Source organism: Flavobacterium sp. WV_118_3 (assembly GCF_039778605.1).
Classification (GTDB): domain Bacteria; phylum Bacteroidota; class Bacteroidia; order Flavobacteriales; family Flavobacteriaceae; genus Flavobacterium.
Window position 1 is genome coordinate 3,190,001 of the sequence record NZ_CP156060.1, and the last position, 22,931, is coordinate 3,212,931.

Genomic DNA, 22,931 nt, shown 5'->3' on the forward strand with positions numbered 1-22,931 from the left:
ATCAGTAGCTCTACCTCTATATAACTAAATCAGCGCTGCACCTAAATGCATTTCGGGGAGTACGAGCTATTTCCGAGTTTGATTGGCCTTTCACCCCTACCCACAGGTCATCCGAAGACTTTTCAACGTCAACCGGTTCGGACCTCCACTGTGTGTTACCACAGCTTCATCCTGCCCATGGGTAGATCACACGGTTTCGCGTCTACCACTACTGACTATAGCGCCCTATTCAGACTCGCTTTCGCTACGGATCCACACCTGAAGTGCTTATCCTTGCCAGCAACGGTAACTCGTAGGCTCATTATGCAAAAGGCACGCCGTCACCCCACTTAAGGGCTCCGACCGCTTGTAGGCGTATGGTTTCAGGATCTTTTTCACTCCGTTATTCACGGTTCTTTTCACCTTTCCCTCACGGTACTGGTTCACTATCGGTCTCTCAGGAGTATTTAGCCTTAGCGGATGGTCCCGCCAGATTCAGACAGGGTTTCACGTGCCCCGCCCTACTCAGGATACCACTATTCTTATCTTCTCTTACTTGTACGGGACTATCACCCTATATCGTTAACCTTTCCAGGTTATTCCAATTCAATCCGCAAGAAATATCGTGGTCCTACAACCCCAAAACTGCCGTAACAGCTCTGGTTTGGGCTTTTCCGCGTTCGCTCGCCACTACTTACGGAATCACTTTTGTTTTCTTCTCCTCCGCCTACTTAGATGTTTCAGTTCAGCGGGTTCGCCCATCTATCGATGTACTATGTCTTCAACATAGTGGGTTGCCCCATTCGGATATTTACGGATCAATTCGTATGTGCCAATCCCCGTAACTTTTCGCAGCTTATCACGTCCTTCTTCGCCTCTGAGAGCCTAGGCATCCCCCATACGCCCTTATTTTGCTTATTGTACTTACTTTTTTTAAAATATACCTTAACGGTACACCCTAAATTCTGTGCTTTCTAATTTTTTTGTTTTCTTATCTCAATATGTCAATGAACGGTTTCTTTTAGAGGAAAGAGTCTAAAACAAAGATCAAAGACAACGTCTTTTATCTTGATTCTTGTTTCTCTTTTCTACCTCCTAAGATAGTGGAGAATATCGGAGTCGAACCGATGACCTCCTGCGTGCAAGGCAGGCGCTCTAGCCAGCTGAGCTAATCCCCCATTCTTTTTTTTTGAATGTTGAATTTTGAATGTTGAATCAATCTTTAATTCAATTCTCAACTTCCAGAATTTCCGATAGTATAAGTTGTAGTCCCGGGCAGACTCGAACTGCCGACCCCTACATTATCAGTGTAGTACTCTAACCAGCTGAGCTACGAGACTTTGTAATGCTCTTATACTTCTTCTTCTTTTTTTTTTGAACTAACAGCGAGAGTAAAACCTCTTGTATGCATAAACCCTAATTATCGTGTCTCTAGAAAGGAGGTGTTCCAGCCGCACCTTCCGGTACGGCTACCTTGTTACGACTTAGCCCCAGTTACCAGTTTTACCCTAGGCAGCTCCTTGCGGTCACCGACTTCAGGTACCCCCAGCTTCCATGGCTTGACGGGCGGTGTGTACAAGGCCCGGGAACGTATTCACCGGATCATGGCTGATATCCGATTACTAGCGATTCCAGCTTCACGGAGTCGAGTTGCAGACTCCGATCCGAACTGTGACCGGTTTTATAGATTCGCTCCTGGTCACCCAGTGGCTGCTCTCTGTACCGGCCATTGTAGCACGTGTGTAGCCCAGGACGTAAGGGCCGTGATGATTTGACGTCATCCCCACCTTCCTCTCGGTTTGCACCGGCAGTCTCGTTAGAGTTCCCGACATGACTCGCTGGCAACTAACAACAGGGGTTGCGCTCGTTATAGGACTTAACCTGACACCTCACGGCACGAGCTGACGACAACCATGCAGCACCTTGTAATGTGTCCGAAGAAAAATCTGTTTCCAAATCTGTCACACTACATTTAAGCCCTGGTAAGGTTCCTCGCGTATCATCGAATTAAACCACATGCTCCACCGCTTGTGCGGGCCCCCGTCAATTCCTTTGAGTTTCAAACTTGCGTTCGTACTCCCCAGGTGGGATACTTATCACTTTCGCTTAGCCACTGAGCTTGCGCCCAACAGCTAGTATCCATCGTTTACGGCGTGGACTACCAGGGTATCTAATCCTGTTCGCTCCCCACGCTTTCGTCCATCAGCGTCAATATATTGATAGTAACCTGCCTTCGCAATTGGTATTCCATGTAATATCTAAGCATTTCACCGCTACACTACATATTCTAGTTACTTCCCAATAATTCAAGTCTTGCAGTATCAATGGCCGTTTGATCGTTAAGCGACCAGATTTCACCACTGACTTACAAAACCGCCTACGGACCCTTTAAACCCAATGATTCCGGATAACGCTTGGATCCTCCGTATTACCGCGGCTGCTGGCACGGAGTTAGCCGATCCTTATTCCTACAGTACCGTCAATCTACCACACGTGGTAGGGTTTCTTCCTGTATAAAAGCAGTTTACACACCATAGATGCTTCATCCTGCACGCGGCATGGCTGGATCAGGCTTGCGCCCATTGTCCAATATTCCTCACTGCTGCCTCCCGTAGGAGTCTGGTCCGTGTCTCAGTACCAGTGTGGGGGATCTCCCTCTCAGGACCCCTACCCATCATCGTCTTGGTAAGCCGTTACCTTACCAACTAACTAATGGGACGCATGCTCATCTTGTACCGTTGGAACTTTAATAATCAAATGATGCCACTCAATAATACTATGAGGTATTAATCCAAATTTCTCTGGGCTATCCCTCTGTACAAGGTAGATTGCATACGCGTTACGCACCCGTGCGCCGGTCTCAGGTTAGCAAGCTAACCCTACCCCTCGACTTGCATGTGTTAGGCCTGCCGCTAGCGTTCATCCTGAGCCAGGATCAAACTCTTCATCGTATATTTTTAATATTTTACGATAATCTCTAGGTCTAATTTGTTATACTCGAAAAATCTTACTCTCTCTTTGTATGCTGTCAATCCAATATGTCTATGAACTTAATTCTCTTTGTTTTATCACTAACTCGTCTCCTTGTTAGCGGCTGCAAAACTAAAAATTCTTTTTGTTTCTCGCAAGATTTTTTTGAAGTTTTTTTTGAAAAAATTTTCTTCGTTTATCTTACTCAATATCTTTAAGAACTTCCCTGTTTTGCGGGTGGCAAAGGTAAATCACTTTTTTATTTCTCGCAAATCTTTTTTGACTTTTTTTCTAACCTTAGTCAATCCCAATCTGCCGTACTATACATTCAATGAACTCCCTTATTGCGGCTGCAAAACTAGAACCTTTTTCCGGTTTCACAAACTTTATCAAACCTTTTTTTAAATCTTTTTCTTAACAACCTCATTACAAAGACATAACATCAACATGTTTTTTTCTTTCTCCAGGGCTTTGCTCGCGCAAATCCAAGGATTGGGCAGGTTTTACGCATTTTTACACTATATATACCGGGTAAAAAAAACACCTGACAGGTTCCAAAAACCTGTCAGGTGAGGTGAAATTAGTGACTTCGCACCTGTATGTAGGATATGCTTTCTAAAAAATAATATCTCGGCGGTTATAAAAAATTTCAGTTTTTTGAAACTTCGAAAATATTTTACTCCAATCTGCGTCAATTTTATTATCCGCTTTTAAATGTATTGCTCGAAAAATAATCGGAAATAACCGTATTGAACCTTTAAATTTTTCTTCGGAAACAAAAAAAGTAACGCGTTAAGTCAATCGTTAGAAAAATGTGTAGATCTGAAGAACGAAAATACCTTCATCAAAATAAAAAACAATACTATTATATATAGTAGTTGGAAAAATCAAAATGTGGATGATCAATAAATACTCTAAAATAAAATGCCTGGTAGATTCAAATAATTTCGATTTTTTAAATTCAACATCAAAAACACTATTTGATCATCTTCAAAATCGATTCGCTCTAAATAAAAAGTCCACTACTATATGTAGGTACTATTTTAATTTTACATCCGGATAATAAAAACACCTGACAGGATTTGGAAACCTGTCAGGTGGCGAAAATTAGTCACAACATACCTATATATAGGATTCATTTCTAAAAAAACTTCTCGTCGTTTGCAAAAATCGATTCTCACTAAATAAAAATCTACTACTATATATGGGTGTTATTAAATCCGGATCAAAATCATCGTAAATAAAATACCCGACAGGTCTTTAAAACCTATCGGGCATAAAAAAACCGCAGGATTTCCTGCGGCTTCTATTGAATTCCGATTTTACCGGAACAAAAATCTTAGTTGTTCAAAGCTTCCGCTCCACCAACGATCTCAAGGATCTCGTTTGTAATGGCAGCCTGACGTGCTTTGTTATACGTAAGCTTTAACTGGTTTCTTAAAGCCGTTGCATTATCGGTTGCTTTATGCATTGCTGTCATACGCGCTCCATGTTCTGCGGCAAAAGAATCTCTGATTGCTTTGTATAATTGTGTTTTTAATGATTTTGGTATCAACGTCAACACAATTTCTTCTTTTGATGGTTCAAAAATGTAATCGGAAGAGGCAATAGCTGTACCTTCAATTGGTGCTAATGGTAAAAATTGTTCCGTAACAACAATCTGAGTCGCTGCATTTTTAAACTGGTTGTATACCAACTCAATTTTATCATACTCTCCTGCCACAAATTTTTCCATTAATGTTGCTGCCAAAGCTCCTACATTTTCGAAAGTCAACGCATCGAAAAGTGTACTTTGGTTGTCCACTACATTATTCACTTTTCTAAGAACATCGTTTCCTTTTTTACCTACTGTAATCACGTCGATTTGTTTACCGGCATAAGTCTCAGTAAGACCTTTCACCTGTTTGATCACATTGGCGTTAAAAGCTCCACAAAGTCCTCTGTTTGATGTAATGGCTACGATCAATACTTTATTTACTTCGCGTTGTTCTGCAAATTTTCCAGCAGCATCACCTTCTAACGACGCACTTAAATTTTGTATTAACTCTGTTAATTTTTCGGCATAAGGGCGCATTGCTGTAATTGCATCCTGTGCTTTTTTCAGCTTAGCAGCAGATACCATTTTCATCGCTGATGTAATTTGCATCGTAGATGAAACAGAAGTAATCCTATTACGTATTTCCTTTAAATTTGCCATTTGTCGATTTGAAATAAAACAATCTGAAATCCGAAGTTAAAGCTTCGGATTTTCAGACTATCTAATTATTAATATTTTGCAGAAACTTCTTTAGCTACTTTTTCTAAAACGTCGGTAATTTCATCTGTGAATTTACCCGCTTTTAATGCATCAAGAGTGTCTTTATGTTTCGCTTTTAAGAATTCTAAATAATCTTTTTCAAATTCTTTAACTTTATCAACCGGAACGTTTCTTAATAAGTTTTTCGTTCCAGCGTAGATAATTGCAACCTGATCTTCGACTTTATACGGATCGTTTACCGCTTGTTTTAAGATTTCAACGTTACGTCTACCTTTTTCGATTACGTTTAAAGTAACGGCATCAAGATCCGAACCGAATTTCGCGAATGCTTCTAATTCACGGAATTGTGCCTGGTCTAATTTTAATGTACCGGAAACTTTTTTCATCGATTTGATCTGAGCATTACCCCCTACACGAGATACGGAGATACCCACGTTGATCGCCGGACGAACCCCAGAGTTGAATAAATCGGACTCTAAGAAGATCTGACCATCTGTAATCGAAATTACGTTTGTTGGAATATACGCAGAAACGTCACCCGCTTGTGTTTCGATGATTGGTAACGCTGTTAACGATCCTCCACCTTTAACGATTGGACGTAATGATTCTGGTAAATCATTCATATCTTTAGCGATGCTATCGTCAGCAATAACTTTAGCAGCACGCTCTAATAATCTTGAGTGAAGGTAGAAAACGTCTCCAGGATACGCCTCACGTCCTGGTGGACGACGTAATAACAAAGACACCTCACGGTAAGCAACCGCTTGTTTTGATAAATCATCATAAACGATTAACGCCGGACGACCTGTATCACGGAAGTACTCTCCGATGGCAGCACCTGCGAATGGCGCATATACCTGCATTGGAGCCGGGTCGGAAGCATTAGCTGCTACGATTACCGTATATGCCATCGCTCCTTTTTCTTCTAATGTTTTTGCAATTCCCGCAACTGTTGATGCTTTTTGTCCAACAGCTACATATATACAGAATACTGGTTTTCCAGCATCGTAAAATTCTTTCTGATTTAAGATGGTATCGATACAAACTGTAGTTTTACCAGTCTGACGGTCACCAATTACCAACTCCCTTTGTCCACGTCCAACAGGGATCATGGCGTCGATTGATTTGATACCTGTTTGTAACGGTTCTGTTACCGGCTGACGGAAGATTACTCCAGGAGCCTTTCTTTCTAATGGCATCTCATAAAGATCACCACCAATTGGTCCTTTACCATCAATTGGGAAACCTAGTGTATTTACAACACGACCTACCATTTCTTCACCAACTTTTAATGAAGCAATACGTTGTGTTCTTTTTACTGTTGATCCTTCTTTAATTCCAGTAGACGGACCTAATAATACCACACCTACATTATCTTCTTCAAGGTTCAATACAATTGCCTCTAACCCGTTTTCGAATTGTACTAACTCACCGTATTGTGCGTTAGATAAACCATAAACTCGGGCGATACCGTCACCCACCTGAAGAACTGTTCCCACTTCTTCCAGAGTGGCTCCTGATTCAAAACCAGATAATTGTTTCTTTAATATTGCTGAAATTTCAGCAGGCTTAATTTCTGCCATCTTGATTTATAATTTAAACACTTTGCAGTGTGGTAAATATTAATTACTTAGTTCTCTTTTTAATTCTCTTAATCGGTTTGCTATTGAAGCATTGTATTGTTTGTCACCAATTCGCAACACAAATCCTCCTAAAATAGATGGATCAACTGTGTTTACCAAAGTGATGGTTTTGTTGGAAAACTCTTTGATTTTCGCTAAAACTTTTGCTTCCAATTCCGGGGTAAGCGGAAAAGCAGTCGTTACTTTTGCTGTTTCCACTCCGTTCATTTCATCGAACAAAGCGTTATATTGTGATGCCACCTCTGGTAAAATCTCAAATCGTTTGTTTTCTAAAAGTAAGCGGAATAACCCTTTTGTTTCTGACTGTACAGAAGCAAATATTTCTGATAATGCCGAAATCTTAACATCTCCCTTAACTACCGGGCTTGCTAAAAAGTTCTTTAACTCTTCGCTTTCCGCAACTGCCGCAACTATCGATTTCATATCGTTGTTTACGGTAGCCGCCTGGCCATTGGAGTTTGCAATATCTAAAATTGCTTTTGCATATCTAATCGCTGCTCTTGCCATAACGATTAATTTAATTTTACTTCATCTAACATTTTCTCAACCAATTTGGTTTGAGTTTCTTTGTTAGCAAGTTCTTCTTTCAATAATTTCTCAGCAATCTCTAATGATAATGTCGATACATGGTTTTTCAATTCTACCATAGCAGCGTTCTTTTCGCTTGCAATTGTAGCTTTAGCCTGCTCGATCATTTTATTACCTTGTACCTGTGCTTCTTCTTTAGCATCAGCGATCATTTTTTCTTTGATCTCACGAGCTTCTTTTATCATAGTATCTCTTTCTGCTCTAGCTTCAGCTAACAACTTTTCGTTATCAGCTTTAAGGTTTTGCATTTCTTTCTTCGCATTTTCTGCTGAAGCGATAGCGTCTCTAATACCTTCTTCACGAGCCGTGATCGATTCCATGATGGGTTTCCAGGCAAATTTAACCAAAAGTAAAATTAACACTAATAAGATAAGCGCTTGCCAAAAGAATAAACCGAATGAAAAATCGTTAATTAATTTCTCCATTTTATACTGAATATATTATGATTTAATTTTTTCTTACTAAATAAAACAACACCTGCAACCAACCGTTACAGGTATTGTTTTTCTGTTCTTTATTATTTTCCTAAGATTAAAGCAGCGAATGCTAAACCTTCTAATAAAGCAGCGATAATAATCATCGCTGTTTGAATTTTTCCAGCAGCTTCTGGCTGACGAGCAATAGCGTCCATAGCAGATCCACCGATTTTACCTAAACCTAAACCTGCACCAATTACTACTAAACCAGCTCCGATTAAATTAAGACTTCCCATAAGTATATATTAAAAAAATTAAACTTCTAAATTAAATAATTACATTTTCTTCCTCGTGACCGTGTCCGTCATGGTGGTGGTCCTGAACCGCCATACCAATAAATAAGGACGACAACATGGTAAAGATAAACGCTTGTAAGAATGCTACCAAAATCTCAATTACCGAGATAAACAAGGTTAATCCTAAAGAGATCGGCATATCCGCATAAATATTTTTTCCTACGAAGATCATCGCGATCAAACTCATGATTACTACGTGACCTGCTGTAATGTTTGCAAACAAACGGATTAACAACGCAAATGGTTTTGTTAAGGTTCCCAGGATCTCGATTGGCATCAAGATGATTTTCATCGGAACCGGTACACCCGGCATCCAGAAAATGTGCCCCCAATAATCTTTGTTCGCACTGAATTGTGTGATAAAATACGTGAACAATGCCAAACAAACCGTTACTGCAATGTTTCCGGTTACGTTAATTCCAAGTGGCGTCATTCCTAAAAGGTTTAACAACCAGATAAAGAAGAATACCGTTAACAGGTAACCCATGTATTTTCTGTATTTTTTCTCTCCGATGTTCGGGATTGCAATTTCGTCACGGATAAAAATAATCAGTGGCTCCAATACTCTTCCGAATCCTGTTGGAATAGCTCCTTTTTTATACGAACGTGCCAAACCTGTAAACATCAAGAATAATAAGATTGATGTAAACAACATGGACACTACATTTTTAGTGATTGAAAAATCCAACGGTTTTACGTTAGTTGGATGATGATGCTCGTCGTAGTTGATTGTTCCGGCAGCATCCGTTTTGTAAATTTTACCGTGGTATAATTTGTAGAAGTTACCGTCTACTTCAGCTACTGCTTCTCCGTGGTGTAGTTTTGAAGAAGAAAAAACTTTTAATCCGTTATCCAATAAGATAACCGGTAATGAGAATCCATAATGTTTTCCTTCTTTCTCATCCGAGAAGAAAACGAAATCATGCGAATCCTGTAAATGGTGTTCAATGTAAGCTGTTACTTTGTCTTTTGGATCCTGAGTTGCGTGCTCGTCTCCATGAGAAGCTTCATTGTGAGCAACCTCTGTTGTTGCATGAGCTTCATGCGTTACTGCTGTTGCTACATGTGTAGTGTCTACTACCGGGTTTGCGAAAGCTATCGAAGACAATAGCCCTGCAAAAGTCGCTAGAATAATTCTGACAGGTTTTTTTGAAATCACCATACCTTATTAAATATCTTAATTTTTACGGTCCTTAAATTTGGTGCAAAGGTACATTTTTAATTAATATTCCAATGTTATTGCTACTCTTTTTTATTCTAATTATTAATTTCCACTACTTCTCTGGCTTATCATTTAATAATCTTGACGTTAAAAACACTTCTAATGTCAAAAAAATAATGAAAATCACAAAAAAGTTTATTTTCTCTATATATACACTCGTTCCTTCCCGCTCCAGTACCGGTATCAGGAAGACATAACTCAGTGCAAATTGAATACTAATCAATACTAAAAAAACAAAGCCGATCTGCTCCGGTTTGGTTTCTTTTATCCGAATTAAAAAAAGTAATATCGCTACTGAAAGTAGTAGAAAGAAAAGATAAATCCCATAGATAGGATAGTGGAATTCCTGATAGGTCTGATTGGAAACACCAAACTTAAAAATAAGAATATGCAGTAGTGCTAGAATAGGAACAATTTGAAACAAACGAAAGATTACAGCATATTTTTTCCTGCTCATATTTTATTTTATTTATTTAACTGGTTTACCTGCCTTATTACATTGTATAGCGCTATAAAAACACCCAGCAACGTAAGGATTTTTACATACAGATCGTTAGGGTTCGGATATTTTTCATCGAGCCAGTTTCCTAAAAACGCAAAGGCAAAAATAATAATACCCATCTGAAACGGGATATTAATTAGTGCCAGCCACTTATTACGTGTCTTTCGTTCCTGATCCTGATTCTGTTGGTTCATTTATTTCTACTTTTTTATGAGGCATTTTTCCTGTAGCCATCGCTTCCATCATCACACAGGTCGCGCTAAAATCGGCTCCTGGTTCTACCGCCAGTTTCCCAACGATTACTTCTCCTTTTATCGAGGCTTTTGATTTTATGCTCAGCATATCGGTTACCTCAATCTTTCCGTTAAATTTCCCTTCGATATCGGCTGTATTGCATTTAATATCTCCCGTTACACTTCCGGCCGGACCAATAACAAGTCTTCCTGTTGAATTAAAATTCCCAATCAGATTTCCATCCAGTCTAAAATCGGCTTGCGAAATAATATCGCCTTTGATGGTTGTTCCTTCTACTATTCTATTAGTTTTACCTAATAAATCCGTGTAAGACTTTTTCTGTTGTTTTTCAAACATGGTATTATTGCTTTTAAAAACCACAGGGTTTATTCCTGTGATCTTACTGTTACTTGCTCTAAAAGTTATTTTAGGGTTGCCAGATACGTGTCCAGATTTTTCTTGATCTGAACCACTTTATAATCGTCATTCGAAATCACAAATGCATTTTCGGAAACTTTATAGCCTTTAAAATCTTTTAGTACGCTAATCGTGGAAAGCGCTGCTTCCTTACTCGTAAAACCGTGTACAATCACAAAGCTTTTATCCATCGTATATACATCGTTGGACAAGGTGATACGGTTGCTGTTGCGATCGGTTATATATTTCTGCAGTTTGTCTGTTAGTGCTTTGGTCTTGGCATCGTTTGCATTAGGATACGGAATCTGGAATACAATTTTCCAGCTGGTCGGATTTCCTTTTCCTAATTCCAGTTTTTCCATTTTCGGAATGTCGTTTTTCAACAAAACTTCCGCCTGTTTGCCTTCTTCTGCATTTGGATAATTTAACGCAACAAAGTTCAACGCTTTTTTATATTCGTCCAATCCTTTTAATCGTCCGATTACACTGGCTTTAAGCAATTCAAATTTCGGAACCATTTCTTCTCCGTTGAAATTTTCAATAACCGGATCCAATTGTGCCAGCACATCCTGTAGTTCCTCTTTTTCAAATTGTTTGAACAGTTTATTATACACTTCTTCCGGGCTTCCCGCTATGGTTCCTCCCGAAATATTGTTTAACAAAATCTGCGCATAACGACTATCCGGATATTCCGCAATGATCTGTTGTTTCATAATCGCTGCTTTGGCTGGGTCGATGATTTCGTAAATTTTAAAAAGATTGTATTTGGCCGGTAATACCAATCGTTCTTCCGGTTTGTTAACCAGTAGTTTCTCCAATCGGGATGCCGCCAGTTGGTATTCTTTAAATTTTTCTTTATAAATCGTTCCCAGTTGGAAATACGCAAAATTGCGGTCTTTCGCCAAACTGTCCAATACTTTCTGATCGGTTGGCAATTGTTTGATATAGTAATCCGGAGTAAAACGCTCGTCTTCCACCTGGGTTTTCGGGTTTTCATCAACCGCAGCTACCGCATCCGGATTTTCATTTGCTTTATCGATAATGGTTTGTGTCGACCAGCGCCAGTTGTCTTTTAGTGGTCGGTTCCCCCATTTCTTTTTAAATTCCGTTCTACCAAAAGCAACCGTAGCCTGGTTATAAAAATAGAAGGTGCTTCCACCGGTAAAACTTCCGGCACTTGCAGGTGCTCCCGACTGTTTTGGCGTAGTCTCTTCCGAAGGTGGCGCCTGACGGGATTGCATCATTTCGCTTTTTGTAGTAGCATTCGATCCTACAGCTGGTGCTCCCGGATCGGAAAAACCACTGTTCTCAGCCATTGTTTTTAGCTTTTCGGCTTCAAGGGCTTTTTTCGCTTCTTCAATTTTTAGTTTAGCAATGTATTCTTCGTAGTAATTTCGTTGTTCATTCGGCCCTAATCCGGATACATATAAGATACTGTCGTTTACCCTTGCAATACCTTCGTATTTGATCACATCATTAAGGTTTTCTCTTTTCTTTTTAATCGCGATAAATTCTCGGGTTTTTGGGTTCAATTTGGACATTGTACTGTCGTAATATTGTCCCGCTGTTAAATATTTGGCATCATCAAAATTGATTTCCGCCAGATTGCGGTAATTGGACGCTACCAGATAATTATCCTGCGACATCGAACGCAGGGATTTGTTGTAGTATTTCTTCGCCTGACGCTTGTTACCTTGTTTATCATAGAACAAAGCCACCTGATGATTGATCACATCCAAATACGGACGGTTCTCACGATCTTCCGCCAGTTTGTTGAATTTTTTCAGGAAAGCCAGCGTATCGCCTTTTTTAGAATCGAATTGTTGTGCTTGTTTGGCATGCGCCTGAATAACATAACGACGTGGCGATTTTCGGTTCATATCGATAACCGATTGGAACGAAGCATACGCGCTGTCCGGGTAATTCATACTTTCGTATAACTGACCGATAATAAAATGGTAACGGGCTTTTTCTTCGTTATGCCTGGTCAGGTCTTTCGCTACTTTTAAATTTACCAAAGCACTATCAATAGAGCCAAGGTTCATATAGGCCTGTCCCAAAATAGCATTCGCATCGGCTTGTACCTGTCCTTTAATTTTCTGATCTTCTAAAAGTTTCTTCAGATTTTTAATCGCCAGAACTTCATTCTCCAAACGGATGTTGGTTTTTTCCCGCCATACTTTGGCTTCGTAAATTTTATCGCTGTTGGAATATTTATACAGAATATAATTAAACGCTTCCAAGGCCGGGATAAAGCGATTGTCGTAATAACGGGCTTTTCCTAGCAATAAATGTGCTTCATCCATTTGCGGATTTTTTTCACCGCCTTCAATATACATGGAGTGTTTCTGAATCGCTTTGATTGCCTTGGTTTCTGCTCGCTCGAAATTGGCGTTTTTTGTCTGACCCGGTAGGGTTCCGGCATCGATATCCTGCATTCGCTCTACGGGTAGAATTTCCCAAAAGTTGTCTTTATAAGTCCCTTTTAGTTCTTCTACTCCTTTATCGAAAGCAACACCTCCATTGTATAAAATATTATATTCGGCTGTAACTGCGTGGTAGTTTCGTCTTACAAATGAGTTTTTCTTTGTGGAACATGCCAGCAAAAAAAGAACGAGCCCTACGCTTAAGGCGTATTTAAACAGATTGGTTTTCAATATAAAACGTTTTTAGTTCTTTAACTTCCAATTTCTTTTTTTAGTATAAAGAGAGGTAAAAATACGTTTCTTTTTGATATGGGAAAAATTTGTTTCTAAAAAAACAACATCCCTCTTTGTGGGAGGGATAGCGTTTTATACAGCAAAAAATGTTTCGAGCTCTTGCAGGGTTTCTTCATTGGTATGAATATCTTTTACAATTCGGCCTTTTTCCAGGGCAACAATCCGGTTACTGACTTCAATGGTGTGCAACAAATCGTGACTGGAAACCAATACGGTTACCTCCGGGTTATCCGCTAGTTTTTTAATAATGTTTTTTAACCGGATCTGTGTCGTCGGATCGAGGTTTGCAAACGGTTCGTCCAAAATGATCACTTCCGGATTACCAATTAATGTGGCGATAATCCCCACTTTTTTCTGGTTTCCTTTCGAAAGGTCACGCAGGTATTTTTTATTATTCAGGATTTCTCCGTTAAAAAAGTCCTGGTGTTCGCGTAACAAAGCGTCCACATCGGCTTTATTTTGTCCGCGTAATTCCCCGATAAAATAGAAATACTCTTCCGGCGTCAGGTAGCCAATCAGGAAGCTTTCGTCCAAAAAGGCCGCTGTAAACGGTTTCCAGTTTTCACTTAGATTAATCTGTACGTTATTACTGATGATATGTCCGGTAGACGGTTGAATCAGATCCAATAACAGACTGAAAAAAGTGGTTTTTCCCGCTCCGTTATTTCCTACTAATCCAAAGCTTTCTCCTTTTTTAATTTCAAGGTTTTCTATATTTAATACGGTGGTTCCGTTATAGGTTTTCGACAGGTTGGTGACTTGTATCATAATATATGTCTTTTTAAAAGTATCGTTAGTTTTTTTGTTTGTAGGCCGCCAGCGTTTTGTATTTTTCGGTTTTATAGGTTTTCTCAATAATCGTAAATACTTTATTACGAAACGCAAATCCAATAACGCCCGCTCCAGCCACCAGTGCAAATCCGAAGTTTACGCCTAAGGTATAATATCCGATTCCGTATAATAATAATGGTAATACAATTTTAGGAAGTGCCAGTAATAGGGTTTTTACATTAAAAGCTTGTCGGTCACCAAAGGCATTTTTGCTTGTCGACAGGTCAATTGGTGTTTTGATATAGGCTCCGGCCCAAAGTACGATATGCGCATTAACTCCCATATTATAAATTGCTCCAACCAATATTGCCAGATAAACTTCAATTCCGAAATACAAATAGAAACTTGCCAATAGCGTTGAAATAACGGTTGCGATAACCATTAGCCACCATTTCGAACTCAAATAATCGCGGTATTTTATATTCTGACTCATCATCAGCGGATAGTAAGCACTGTCCCAACTCGGTACAAATTGTCCGAAGTTTAACAGGAAACCTCCGGTTACAAATATTGCGGCGAATATTTTCCAAAGTGGCGCATCATAGGCTTCGATACTGTTCGTAAAAAATAACAATCCGTAAAACAAAAACAGTATACTCATCCCGATTGTCATACGGGAACGTTTGTTTCGTTTTAAAAGTCGGATGTCGTTTTTAAGGAAGGTACCCAAAGTTCCAAACTGGTTTAACCAGGTTAGCTCTTCCGTTTTGGCGACTTCGTGTTTGGTTGCCAATCCCGCATCGAGATACAGGTTCTTTTTAAAGAAGCGGAAGGTTACACTATATAACCCTACAAAAAGTGCCAGCGGAACGATGATCAACCACGGTGTTTCATAAAGTGCCGAAAAATAGCGTCCGGTGTAAAGTGTCAAATCAAAAAAGGAATAATACTGCAAAACACCTATCAATCCAACCAACGCACCGATACCATATAACAGATAGTCTCTTTTGTTGATCAGTATGTTTAGATAATTGATTGCAAAAACGGTTAGCAACATACTAATCAACCAGCTCATTACGCCTAGTGGTGCAAATCCTTCCACCATCAATACCACCGAAAACGGGATAAAGAAAAACAGATGTGTTACATTAAAAAAGGACAGTAACGTTTTTCCCAAAGCATAATTGACAATGCTATTTTTTCGGATGTTGATAAACAACAACGGTTTGATATTCATAACCGGTGCTTTCTGTAAAAAGAAGCGGATTAAAATATCAGCGAAAAAATAGTAGATCAGAAACGTTGTGATGGTCGGAAACGGTTTTAAATTGTTTTCTTCGAGTATGTAGTAGGAACCCGCGCCCAATATTAAAAACAAGGCAATAAAATACAGTCCCGCTAAAATCATAAAAATCTTAAGAACCATATTCGACCCAAACGAAGCCGATCGGAGAAAAGATTTCCATTCCAGAGTAATGAAGTGTTTTAACATGAAAATTTGGTGGTTTTAGTTAAAGGTTAGATGCAGCTCCTTTGTATTTGTTACAAATTATTTTACAAACTGATGGTTTTTAACAATTCGAGCCATTTCCTGATCAATCAATGCAGGCATTTTTACGATTCGCACATATTCCAAAAAACCAAGCGGTACCATGATGATGGTAAAAATCACAATCTGCCAGTGTCCGTAGGTTCCGTTTACCGCCATTTTAAATAGAAAATTCATGCTGTTTGCCAACAGCATCACCGGAACCATAATGTATATGTTTCGTATAATATCATGTAGTAACCACTTTTTTTCGGTGACTTTTTGCTGATGGCGGATTTTCCGATACCATTGATAACCGGCTGTAATCTCAATGATTCCCATTATACCAAACAAAGCCAGAATGATGTAATTATTATAACTGCTCAATAGTAGGGTTCGGTATAAAACACCCGTCATAATAAGCATCAATACTATTTTCGGAAACCGGAAAAACGTTGCAAATTCACGAAAGATTTTTCCCCAGTAATATTTTGAAAGTGCTGCCTGTCGTTCCTCTACTATGGTCGTAAATCCGAAAACGCCGAATTTTTTAAATTCAAGTGCTAAGGCATCTTCAAAAGAAAGGTTTGGGTTAATGACCCATTGTGCTTCTATTGCATTGGCCAGATGATCGACCAATTCGGTTTGCAAATCGTAATACGGAACAAAATGCTTGTCGGTAAAAGCATAGAGTTTTTCAATTTCAGCTGTATCGATAAGTCGGTTTGGTACGCTATTATTGTTCATCTTTTCTCTTTTCTCTTTTCTCTTTTCTCTATAATTATATCTCCAGATTCGGTTTTACCAATGCCTGCATATTCCGGATAAAAGCTTCCAGTTCGGCCAGGCGGTTTACGGTTTCTTTTTCGCCGCTTTCGGTGAGTTTGTAGTACTTCCGCAGTCGATTGCCGGCTTTTTCCATTTCGACATCCAAAAAACCTTCGGCTTCCAGTTTGTGTAAAGCCGGATAAAGCGCTCCTTCTGTTACATTTAGCTCGCCATCGGTTAGCTGCTTTACTTTTTGGGTAATTTCATACCCGTACATCCGTCCGTTTTCTTCTAACAACCTCATAATGATAGTCGTAAGGCTTCCTTTATACAATTGTGAGTTTTTCATCCTAATTTTAAAATGTTTACAAATATATACATAAGTTATTTATGCATCTGTATTTGATGTGTTATTTTTTGTGATAAGATTTACGAAAAGGACTAAGGTTTAGTACATTTGTAGCAAACAAACATACCATGTCAACATTTCACGCATTAACAGTAAAAGAAGTCCGTAGAGAGACTGCAAAAGCCGTTTCGGTTTCTTTTGAGGTTCCGGAATCCTTGCAACCTGAATACCAATTTATCGCAGGTCAATATCTTAACTTAAAATATTCCCCAGACGGAAAAGAAGTCCGTAGAGCTTATTCGATCTGTTCTTCGCCGAACAGTGGTGAATTGCGAATTGCGGTTAAGGCTGTTTCCGATGGTTTCTTTTCGACCTATGCTAATGAAAAACTAAAAGCCGGTGATACGATCGAGGTTGGTGTTCCGGAAGGAAAATTCACCTTCGAACCAAAAGCCGACAATCAGCGCAGTTATGCCGCTTTTGCTGCCGGTAGTGGTATTACACCGGTAATGGCTATTATTCTTTCGGTATTGGAAAACGAACCCAACAGTACTTTTGTTTTGGTTTACGGAAATAAATCGCCGGAGGATACGATTTTCTATAAAAAATTACACGATTTACAACAACAATATGTAGGCCGCTTTTTTGTTCACTATGTATTTAGTCAGGCGCGTGCGGAAGATTCTCTTTTTGGCCGTATCGAACGCTCAACGGTGAATTTTGTGATCAAAAACAAACATGCGTCGTTGTCGTTTGCGAAATATTATTTGTGCGGACCAGAGGAAATGATTGCTACCGTAAGCACTGTTTTAAAAGAAAACAACGTAGCGGAAAAAGATATCAAATTTGAGCTTTTTACGACATCATCCAACGAAACCAAAATTGAAAAAACCTTGGGCGGACATACCAAAATTACCGTTTTGGTAGACGATGAGGAAACCACGTTTGAAATGGCGCAGAAACAAACGATTCTGGAAGCCGCTTTAAAACAAGGTGTTGATGCTCCGTATTCCTGTCAGGGCGGAATTTGCAGCAGCTGTCTGGCGCGAATCACCAGCGGATCGGCTGAAATGAAAAAGAACTCGATTCTAACGGATGGTGAAATTGCATCCGGATTAATTCTGACGTGTCAGGCACATCCAACTTCCGATGAAATTTATGTCGATTACGATGACGTATAAAATAATAAAGCCTTTCGAATCGAAAGGCTTTATTATTTTATAGCGCTATACCTGTCAGGTTTTTAAAACCTGACAGGTATAGGCAACGTTATAGTAACGATTCTATTTTAGCAATAATCTGTTCCGGATGTATCGTACGCATGACATCTTCGTAACCTTCAACCAGTTTATTCCCATAGACCGAAGTAGGCAATAACGGGTATTTCTCCCGATCGGGAAGTATCGAATTTTCCAATGGCTGGTTGAACGGTCTAAATCCGGCATACGGATGGGTAGCGCCCCATATCGTAACCACCTTAACACCTAACATGGCTGCAATATGTCCGTTTCCGGAATCCATACTAACCATCAGATCCAGGTTGCTGATCACTTCCATTTCCTGTGGCAATTTTAATTTTCCGGCAATCACCACAATCACAGGATTTCCATTTTGCATGGCCTCCAATTGCTTCACTTCATCCGATCCGCCTCCAAAAAGAAATAGCTTATAATTTGGTTTTTTAGCCAGTTCATCCACTACCTGTTGCATCAGATCCAACGGATACATTTTGGTATCATATTGTGCGAACGGCGCAATTCCAATCCATTTTTCCTGTTTTGATCCGGTGACCTGTAAAGCAGTTTCACTTAAGATGGCTTTTGGCGGAAAAACCGGATGACTTAGGTCGACCGGGAATCCTATTTTTTTAAAAGCCAGTGCATGACGTTCAAATGTGGATGATAAGGGTTGAAATATTTTGTTTTCAGCGCGGGTTAAGGCTTCTTTTTCTTTTCGGCCTTTGTCCATATACACGACCTTTTTCCCAATCAATCCGAATAATTTCCGGATGACTTTTGATCGGATGGCATTGTGTAAATCGGCCACAGCGTCGGCTTTTAAATTTCTAAGATCCCAGAAAAGACGTAGCAATCCCTTTGGCCCTTTATGCCTGCCGTGTAAATCGACATCAAAAAAAACCACATTGGGAATTCCGCTAAAAAATGGTTTAAAAAACGGACGGGATACAACTGTTATCTTTATATCGGGGTATTGTGAGACAAAAGCGCGCAACACCGGTGCGACCATCGCTACATCACCCATTGCCGATAGTCGTATTACTAAAATATGTTTGATCTTAGACATGTGCCCGATGGCTACTTTTTATTTTGATATAATACCGGATTTAATTCCTCGTCATTATACATCTTCATCTGTTTGTAAACTTTCATATATTTATCTCCGTTCGCAATATCGGTTAGCAAATCGTCGATCGCTGTCGTCAGGTCTTTTTTCTGTTCTAACAATACGTTTAGTTTTTCCTGACATTTTGCACGGTGTTCGGCCGTAGCTTCCACACGATTCGCCTCTTCGTTCATGTGATAAATTTTCAAAGCCAGAATCGACAAACGGTCGATCGCCCAAGCCGGGCTTTCCGAGTTGATTTTTGCGGTCGGTTTTACCGTAACATCAGCATATTTCTGAAGAAAATAACTGTCGATATATTCCACCATATCCGTACGCTCCTGATTGGATGCATCGATTCTTCTTTTTAAAACCAAAGCCGCCTCCGGATTGATCTGCGGATCCCGTATAATGTCTTCAAAATGCCATTGTACCGTATCGATCCAGTTTTTCAGATACAACAGGTGCTCAATCTGATCTTTTGGATACGGATTGTTAATCGGTTGATCTACATTATCATATTGATGATAATCGTTGATACTTTCCTCGAAAATCGAGAAGGCAAATTGTGAAAACATAGTTTAAATTTTATTTACAAATATAGTTTTTATACTTTTATCCTACTAATACAAATTTTATCCCGAAAATGCATATCCATTATATCTCTGAAAACAACAGTATTCTTAATCATTTCCTATCACAAATCCGCGATGTTACGATCCAGAAAGACAGTATGCGCTTTCGCAAAAATATCGAACGAATCGGTGAAGTGATGGCCTATGAATTGAGTAAGATTCTGACCTATAAAGAGATTGATGTACAGACACCTTTGGGTATCAAAAAAACAACCGCTTTGGAAGACAATGTGGTGCTGTGTTCCATCCTGAGAGCCGGACTGGCATTGCACACCGGTTTTATGAATTTCTTTGACGATGCCGAAAACGGTTTTGTTTCAGCCATGCGTTTCCATCCGAATAACGACGATTTTTTCGAGATTAAAGTGGAATACCAGGCGGCACCATCATTCGAAAATAAAAACCTGATTCTGATCGATCCGATGCTGGCAACCGGGCAATCTCTTGTGGCGGTTTTCCAAAAACTAATGGCGGAAGAAACCCCAAAAGAAATCCACATTGCTGTTGTAATCGCTACTCCGGAAGGAATCGAATACCTCGAAAAAAACCTGCCTGGAAACTGTCACCTTTGGGTAGCCGCACTGGACGAAGGTTTAAATGCTAAAAATTATATCGTTCCGGGATTGGGCGATGCCGGTGATTTGGCCTACGGTAGTAAATTATAATACCTGCGCGAAAAAGATAAAGAAACTGATTACGATCAGGGAGTACATTACACTTTCCCGTACCCATTTATTATCCAGACTTTCGATAAAATTCGTTCCCATTACCGCTAACGGAAAAAAGGTAAAGGCTAAAAAGCTATTGTTTTTACTGGCTGAAAGGACATAAATCCCAACACCCAAAACAAAAGAAAACAATATTTTTTTGTAGGACGACTGCATGTTTAGCGGTCGGTTGGATAATGCCAGTAACTGCGTCACAAAAAACAATACCGCTATCGATGAGAAAATGGCCAGCGCAATATTCTGGTAAATATTTTCAAAGTAGGTAAAATCAAAACTGATATAGGCTTTGTCCAATACAATAAATAAAAGATCATGCTCTCCGGCGATAACTGCCAATGTGAACAAAACACCTACCGTAAAAAGCGCTATAAATGGAATAATCCAGTTTCTATAATCCCGCGATACGTGAAATACAATCGACACAAAAACCAACACTATAAAAAGGATACTCCAAAAGTGAAATAGTGTCGCTACAAAAATCCATAGTGAGGCATCAAAGATCTTTTCTTTGGGTGTGATCAGCGATTGTAAGGATATTAATCGTCTAAGCGCTAACAGGATAAAAAAGTTCGCCAGGATAATATTTGTGTTTACCAAAACCGATGGAAACAAGATATGAAATAACAAAAACAAGAACGGCGCGTAGCTGTTATCCTTGCTTAATCCGTTCCTTTTGGTAACGAAACGAACCAGAAACAACGACCCCGTTAACACTACCAACAAGCCTATTTTTTGTACCACCGTGGTATAGTATTCCGTCCACTCCGGGTATTGTGTCAGGTATAAAAAGTAAAATAAAACCAGTAATAAACTAATTATCGCATAATTTAACGGTCTAGATTTATTAAAAAGGCTTGCTATCATGTAGATATTTTATATTTTTGTGACTGTAAATATAATACTTAAACAAAAATGAAAGCATTTTTTGAAGGAATACAGTACTTATTCGTAGACATACTATTCGCCCCTATGGATTTGATGCGAAAATTAGAATTATCAAACTGGTGGGCTGCGAATCTTTTAAACTGGATTTTCATCATCATCTGTTGTGGTGCTACTTACTACTGGATTAAAGAGTTAAAGAAACACAAAGACAGCGGCGAAGATAGTCAGGATACTACAGCCCACTCGTTTTTAAAATAATATTAGAGGTCGAAACCGATATCTTTTCTAAAATACATCTTATCAAAATGTAGTTTATCTATATTTTGATAAGATTTTTTTATGGCTTCCTGAAACGTGTCCCCATAGGATGTTACGGCCAAAACACGCCCCCCGTTGGTTACCACCTGATCATTTTGTAGCGTCGTACCGGCATGAAAAACAATGGATCCGTCTACGTGTTCCAATCCGGAAATAGCTTTTCCTTTTTCATAGTCTTCCGGATAGCCACCCGAAACTACCATAATGGTTGTCGCACTTCTCGGATCGATTTCCAATTCCACCTGATCTAACGTTTGCGTCGCAACTGCTTTGAAAAGGGTTACCAAATCGGATTTTAAACGCGGCATCACCACTTCTGTTTCCGGATCGCCCATGCGAACGTTATATTCGATTACATATGGTTCGTTTCCAACATTGATTAAACCGATAAATACAAATCCTTTATACGGGATTCCGTCTTTTTGCAATCCGTCGATCGTCGGTTTTACAATCCGACTTTCTATTTTTTCCATCAAAACCGCATCAGCAAACGGTACCGGCGAAACGGCACCCATTCCTCCGGTGTTTAATCCGGTGTCGCCTTCTCCAATTCGTTTGTAGTCTTTTGCAGTTGGTAATATTTTATAGCTCTTTCCGTCGGTCAATACGAAACAACTCAATTCGATTCCATCCAAAAATTCTTCGATCACAACTTTCGCGCTGGCACTTCCAAATTTTTCGTTTACCAGCATGTTGCGCAATTCGGCTTGTGCTTCGGCCAAATCCTGAAGGATCAAAACGCCTTTTCCGGCAGCCAGTCCATCGGCTTTTAAAACATATGGCGGTTGTAATGTGGTTAAAAATTCACATCCGGCTTCTACGGTGTCTTTTGTAAAACTGTCGTAAGCCGCCGTTGGAATGTTGTGTTTTACCAAAAATTCTTTGGCGAATTCTTTACTTCCTTCTAATTGTGCACCGATTTTTGACGGACCAATTACCGGAATGTCTTGTAACAAAGCATCCTGTTGAAAATAGTCGAAAATTCCTTTTACCAACGGATCTTCCGGTCCTACGACAACCATAGCCACTTTTTCGGTCAAAACCAGGTTTTTAACCGCTTCAAAATCGTTTGGGTTGATGTTTACATTTTCGGCTATCGCTGCAGTTCCGGCATTTCCGGGTGCTACCAGTAGTTTTGAACAGTGTTCGCTTTGTAGCATTTTCCAGGCTAAAGCATGTTCTCTTCCGCCGGATCCTAATAATAAAATTGTCATTTGTTGTGTTGTTTTTTGAAACGTCAAAAATACTCCGTTTTGAATGGATATTATAATTTTAATGCTAAAAAGTTTATCGGCCTATAGG

Annotated in this window: 21 protein-coding genes, 2 tRNA genes and 2 rRNA genes (1 of these 25 cut by a window edge); 3 read left to right on the plus strand and 22 right to left on the minus strand. The window is 39.5% G+C overall.

Annotation, left to right across the window (positions count from 1 at the left end; translation table 11 throughout):
* The 18 genes from ABFU83_RS14980 to ABFU83_RS15065 form a co-directional block, all read right to left on the minus strand.
* A 23S ribosomal RNA gene (locus ABFU83_RS14980) occupies positions 1–900 on the minus strand; it reaches 1,981 nt to the left of the window's first position.
* Positions 901–1,083: 183 nt separating this feature from the next.
* Positions 1,084–1,157: transfer RNA gene (locus ABFU83_RS14985), tRNA-Ala, on the minus strand.
* A gap of 88 nt (positions 1,158–1,245) precedes the next feature.
* Positions 1,246–1,319: transfer RNA gene (locus tag ABFU83_RS14990), tRNA-Ile, on the minus strand.
* 95 nt (positions 1,320–1,414) lie between these two features.
* Positions 1,415–2,930, minus strand: a 16S ribosomal RNA gene (locus ABFU83_RS14995).
* Together the 16S and 23S rRNA genes with 2 tRNA genes alongside form the textbook arrangement of a ribosomal RNA operon.
* Before the next feature lie 1,358 nt (positions 2,931–4,288).
* On the minus strand, positions 4,289–5,146 hold the full coding sequence (gene atpG, locus ABFU83_RS15000) for an ATP synthase F1 subunit gamma (protein ID WP_347067090.1): 858 nt from the start codon (positions 5,144–5,146) through the stop codon (positions 4,289–4,291).
* Between the two features lie 68 nt (positions 5,147–5,214).
* The gene (atpA, locus tag ABFU83_RS15005) at positions 5,215–6,789 is read right to left on the minus strand and encodes a F0F1 ATP synthase subunit alpha (protein ID WP_347067092.1); all 1,575 of its coding nucleotides are present in this window, start codon (positions 6,787–6,789) and stop codon (positions 5,215–5,217) included.
* 39 nt (positions 6,790–6,828) lie between these two features.
* On the minus strand, positions 6,829–7,362 hold the full coding sequence (atpH, locus tag ABFU83_RS15010; RefSeq protein WP_347070228.1) for an ATP synthase F1 subunit delta: 534 nt from the start codon (positions 7,360–7,362) through the stop codon (positions 6,829–6,831).
* Positions 7,362–7,862, minus strand: coding sequence for a F0F1 ATP synthase subunit B (locus ABFU83_RS15015; protein ID WP_347067093.1), 501 nt, complete (start codon positions 7,860–7,862; stop codon positions 7,362–7,364). The genes atpH and ABFU83_RS15015 overlap by 1 nt, the downstream gene beginning before the upstream one ends.
* A gap of 92 nt (positions 7,863–7,954) precedes the next feature.
* Complete coding sequence (atpE, locus tag ABFU83_RS15020) at positions 7,955–8,149, minus strand: ATP synthase F0 subunit C (RefSeq protein ID WP_136404294.1); 195 nt, start codon at positions 8,147–8,149, stop codon at positions 7,955–7,957.
* A gap of 31 nt (positions 8,150–8,180) precedes the next feature.
* Positions 8,181–9,371 (minus strand): F0F1 ATP synthase subunit A, encoded by a 1,191-nt coding sequence (gene atpB, locus ABFU83_RS15025; protein WP_347067095.1) that lies wholly within the window; start codon positions 9,369–9,371, stop codon positions 8,181–8,183.
* A gap of 112 nt (positions 9,372–9,483) precedes the next feature.
* Positions 9,484–9,888: a hypothetical protein gene (locus tag ABFU83_RS15030; protein WP_347067097.1), complete on the minus strand. Its 405-nt coding sequence runs from the start codon at positions 9,886–9,888 to the stop codon at positions 9,484–9,486.
* Positions 9,889–9,896: 8 nt separating this feature from the next.
* A complete protein-coding gene (locus tag ABFU83_RS15035; RefSeq protein WP_347067099.1) occupies positions 9,897–10,127 on the minus strand; it encodes an AtpZ/AtpI family protein in 231 nt (76 codons plus the stop codon).
* A complete protein-coding gene (locus ABFU83_RS15040; protein ID WP_347067101.1) occupies positions 10,087–10,524 on the minus strand; it encodes a polymer-forming cytoskeletal protein in 438 nt (145 codons plus the stop codon). The genes ABFU83_RS15035 and ABFU83_RS15040 overlap by 41 nt, the downstream gene beginning before the upstream one ends.
* A 65-nt stretch (positions 10,525–10,589) precedes the next feature.
* On the minus strand, positions 10,590–13,241 hold the full coding sequence (locus ABFU83_RS15045) for a gliding motility protein (protein WP_347067103.1): 2,652 nt from the start codon (positions 13,239–13,241) through the stop codon (positions 10,590–10,592).
* A 135-nt stretch (positions 13,242–13,376) separates the two neighbouring features.
* Positions 13,377–14,072 carry an ABC transporter ATP-binding protein gene (locus ABFU83_RS15050; protein WP_347067105.1) on the minus strand — a complete coding sequence of 232 codons (696 nt, stop codon included), beginning with the start codon at positions 14,070–14,072 and terminating at the stop codon, positions 13,377–13,379.
* Between the two features lie 25 nt (positions 14,073–14,097).
* Entirely contained in the window at positions 14,098–15,567 is a 1,470-nt protein-coding gene (locus ABFU83_RS15055; RefSeq protein WP_347067107.1) for a DUF5687 family protein, read from the minus strand.
* A 57-nt stretch (positions 15,568–15,624) separates the two neighbouring features.
* Complete coding sequence (locus ABFU83_RS15060; protein WP_347067109.1) at positions 15,625–16,350, minus strand: hypothetical protein; 726 nt, start codon at positions 16,348–16,350, stop codon at positions 15,625–15,627.
* Positions 16,351–16,384: 34 nt separating this feature from the next.
* Positions 16,385–16,720: a helix-turn-helix transcriptional regulator gene (locus ABFU83_RS15065; RefSeq protein ID WP_347067110.1), complete on the minus strand. Its 336-nt coding sequence runs from the start codon at positions 16,718–16,720 to the stop codon at positions 16,385–16,387.
* Positions 16,721–16,848: 128 nt separating this feature from the next.
* Between ABFU83_RS15065 and ABFU83_RS15070 the strand changes: the two genes are divergently transcribed.
* Positions 16,849–17,901 (plus strand): ferredoxin--NADP reductase, encoded by a 1,053-nt coding sequence (locus ABFU83_RS15070; protein ID WP_347067112.1) that lies wholly within the window; start codon positions 16,849–16,851, stop codon positions 17,899–17,901.
* Between the two features lie 88 nt (positions 17,902–17,989).
* Here ABFU83_RS15070 and ABFU83_RS15075 read toward each other — a convergent pair whose 3' ends face one another.
* Both ABFU83_RS15075 and ABFU83_RS15080 read right to left on the minus strand, forming a co-directional pair.
* Positions 17,990–19,024 carry a glycosyltransferase family 9 protein gene (locus ABFU83_RS15075; protein WP_347067113.1) on the minus strand — a complete coding sequence of 345 codons (1,035 nt, stop codon included), beginning with the start codon at positions 19,022–19,024 and terminating at the stop codon, positions 17,990–17,992.
* An 11-nt stretch (positions 19,025–19,035) separates the two neighbouring features.
* A complete protein-coding gene (locus tag ABFU83_RS15080) occupies positions 19,036–19,641 on the minus strand; it encodes a DUF4254 domain-containing protein (RefSeq protein ID WP_300488864.1) in 606 nt (201 codons plus the stop codon).
* Positions 19,642–19,709: 68 nt separating this feature from the next.
* Here ABFU83_RS15080 and upp point away from each other — a divergent pair, with 68 nt between their 5' ends.
* Positions 19,710–20,363 (plus strand): uracil phosphoribosyltransferase, encoded by a 654-nt coding sequence (gene upp, locus ABFU83_RS15085; protein ID WP_347067115.1) that lies wholly within the window; start codon positions 19,710–19,712, stop codon positions 20,361–20,363.
* On the opposite strand, the gene ABFU83_RS15090 is transcribed toward upp, so the two are convergent.
* On the minus strand, positions 20,358–21,290 hold the full coding sequence (locus tag ABFU83_RS15090; protein WP_347067116.1) for a DUF6427 family protein: 933 nt from the start codon (positions 21,288–21,290) through the stop codon (positions 20,358–20,360). The genes upp and ABFU83_RS15090 overlap by 6 nt on opposite strands.
* A 48-nt stretch (positions 21,291–21,338) precedes the next feature.
* Here ABFU83_RS15090 and ABFU83_RS15095 point away from each other — a divergent pair, with 48 nt between their 5' ends.
* A complete protein-coding gene (locus ABFU83_RS15095) occupies positions 21,339–21,569 on the plus strand; it encodes a uracil phosphoribosyltransferase (protein WP_136404309.1) in 231 nt (76 codons plus the stop codon).
* Positions 21,570–21,571: 2 nt separating this feature from the next.
* Here the strand turns inward: ABFU83_RS15095 and purD are convergent, their stop codons facing one another.
* The gene (gene purD, locus ABFU83_RS15100) at positions 21,572–22,843 is read right to left on the minus strand and encodes a phosphoribosylamine--glycine ligase (protein WP_347067118.1); all 1,272 of its coding nucleotides are present in this window, start codon (positions 22,841–22,843) and stop codon (positions 21,572–21,574) included.
* Between the last annotated feature and the right edge of the window lie 88 nt (positions 22,844–22,931).

What these genes read in the sequence shown, in the direction of transcription:
- ABFU83_RS15090 (WP_347067116.1), bottom strand. Translation starts at nt 21,290, where the DNA reads ATGATAGCAAGCCTTTTTAATAAATCTAGACCGTTAAATTATGCGATA.
- ABFU83_RS15070 (WP_347067112.1), top strand. Translation starts at nt 16,849, where the DNA reads ATGTCAACATTTCACGCATTAACAGTAAAAGAAGTCCGTAGAGAGACT.
- ABFU83_RS15095 (WP_136404309.1), top strand. Translation starts at nt 21,339, where the DNA reads ATGAAAGCATTTTTTGAAGGAATACAGTACTTATTCGTAGACATACTA.
- ABFU83_RS15030 (WP_347067097.1), bottom strand. Translation starts at nt 9,888, where the DNA reads ATGAGCAGGAAAAAATATGCTGTAATCTTTCGTTTGTTTCAAATTGTT.
- ABFU83_RS15050 (WP_347067105.1), bottom strand. Translation starts at nt 14,072, where the DNA reads ATGATACAAGTCACCAACCTGTCGAAAACCTATAACGGAACCACCGTA.
- atpB (WP_347067095.1), bottom strand. Translation starts at nt 9,371, where the DNA reads ATGGTGATTTCAAAAAAACCTGTCAGAATTATTCTAGCGACTTTTGCA.
- ABFU83_RS15065 (WP_347067110.1), bottom strand. Translation starts at nt 16,720, where the DNA reads ATGAAAAACTCACAATTGTATAAAGGAAGCCTTACGACTATCATTATG.
- ABFU83_RS15060 (WP_347067109.1), bottom strand. Translation starts at nt 16,350, where the DNA reads ATGAACAATAATAGCGTACCAAACCGACTTATCGATACAGCTGAAATT.
- ABFU83_RS15035 (WP_347067099.1), bottom strand. Translation starts at nt 10,127, where the DNA reads ATGAACCAACAGAATCAGGATCAGGAACGAAAGACACGTAATAAGTGG.
- atpA (WP_347067092.1), bottom strand. Translation starts at nt 6,789, where the DNA reads ATGGCAGAAATTAAGCCTGCTGAAATTTCAGCAATATTAAAGAAACAA.
- ABFU83_RS15015 (WP_347067093.1), bottom strand. Translation starts at nt 7,862, where the DNA reads ATGGAGAAATTAATTAACGATTTTTCATTCGGTTTATTCTTTTGGCAA.
- upp (WP_347067115.1), top strand. Translation starts at nt 19,710, where the DNA reads ATGCATATCCATTATATCTCTGAAAACAACAGTATTCTTAATCATTTC.
- atpE (WP_136404294.1), bottom strand. Translation starts at nt 8,149, where the DNA reads ATGGGAAGTCTTAATTTAATCGGAGCTGGTTTAGTAGTAATTGGTGCA.
- ABFU83_RS15080 (WP_300488864.1), bottom strand. Translation starts at nt 19,641, where the DNA reads ATGTTTTCACAATTTGCCTTCTCGATTTTCGAGGAAAGTATCAACGAT.
- ABFU83_RS15055 (WP_347067107.1), bottom strand. Translation starts at nt 15,567, where the DNA reads ATGTTAAAACACTTCATTACTCTGGAATGGAAATCTTTTCTCCGATCG.
- ABFU83_RS15075 (WP_347067113.1), bottom strand. Translation starts at nt 19,024, where the DNA reads ATGTCTAAGATCAAACATATTTTAGTAATACGACTATCGGCAATGGGT.
- atpG (WP_347067090.1), bottom strand. Translation starts at nt 5,146, where the DNA reads ATGGCAAATTTAAAGGAAATACGTAATAGGATTACTTCTGTTTCATCT.
- purD (WP_347067118.1), bottom strand. Translation starts at nt 22,843, where the DNA reads ATGACAATTTTATTATTAGGATCCGGCGGAAGAGAACATGCTTTAGCC.
- ABFU83_RS15040 (WP_347067101.1), bottom strand. Translation starts at nt 10,524, where the DNA reads ATGTTTGAAAAACAACAGAAAAAGTCTTACACGGATTTATTAGGTAAA.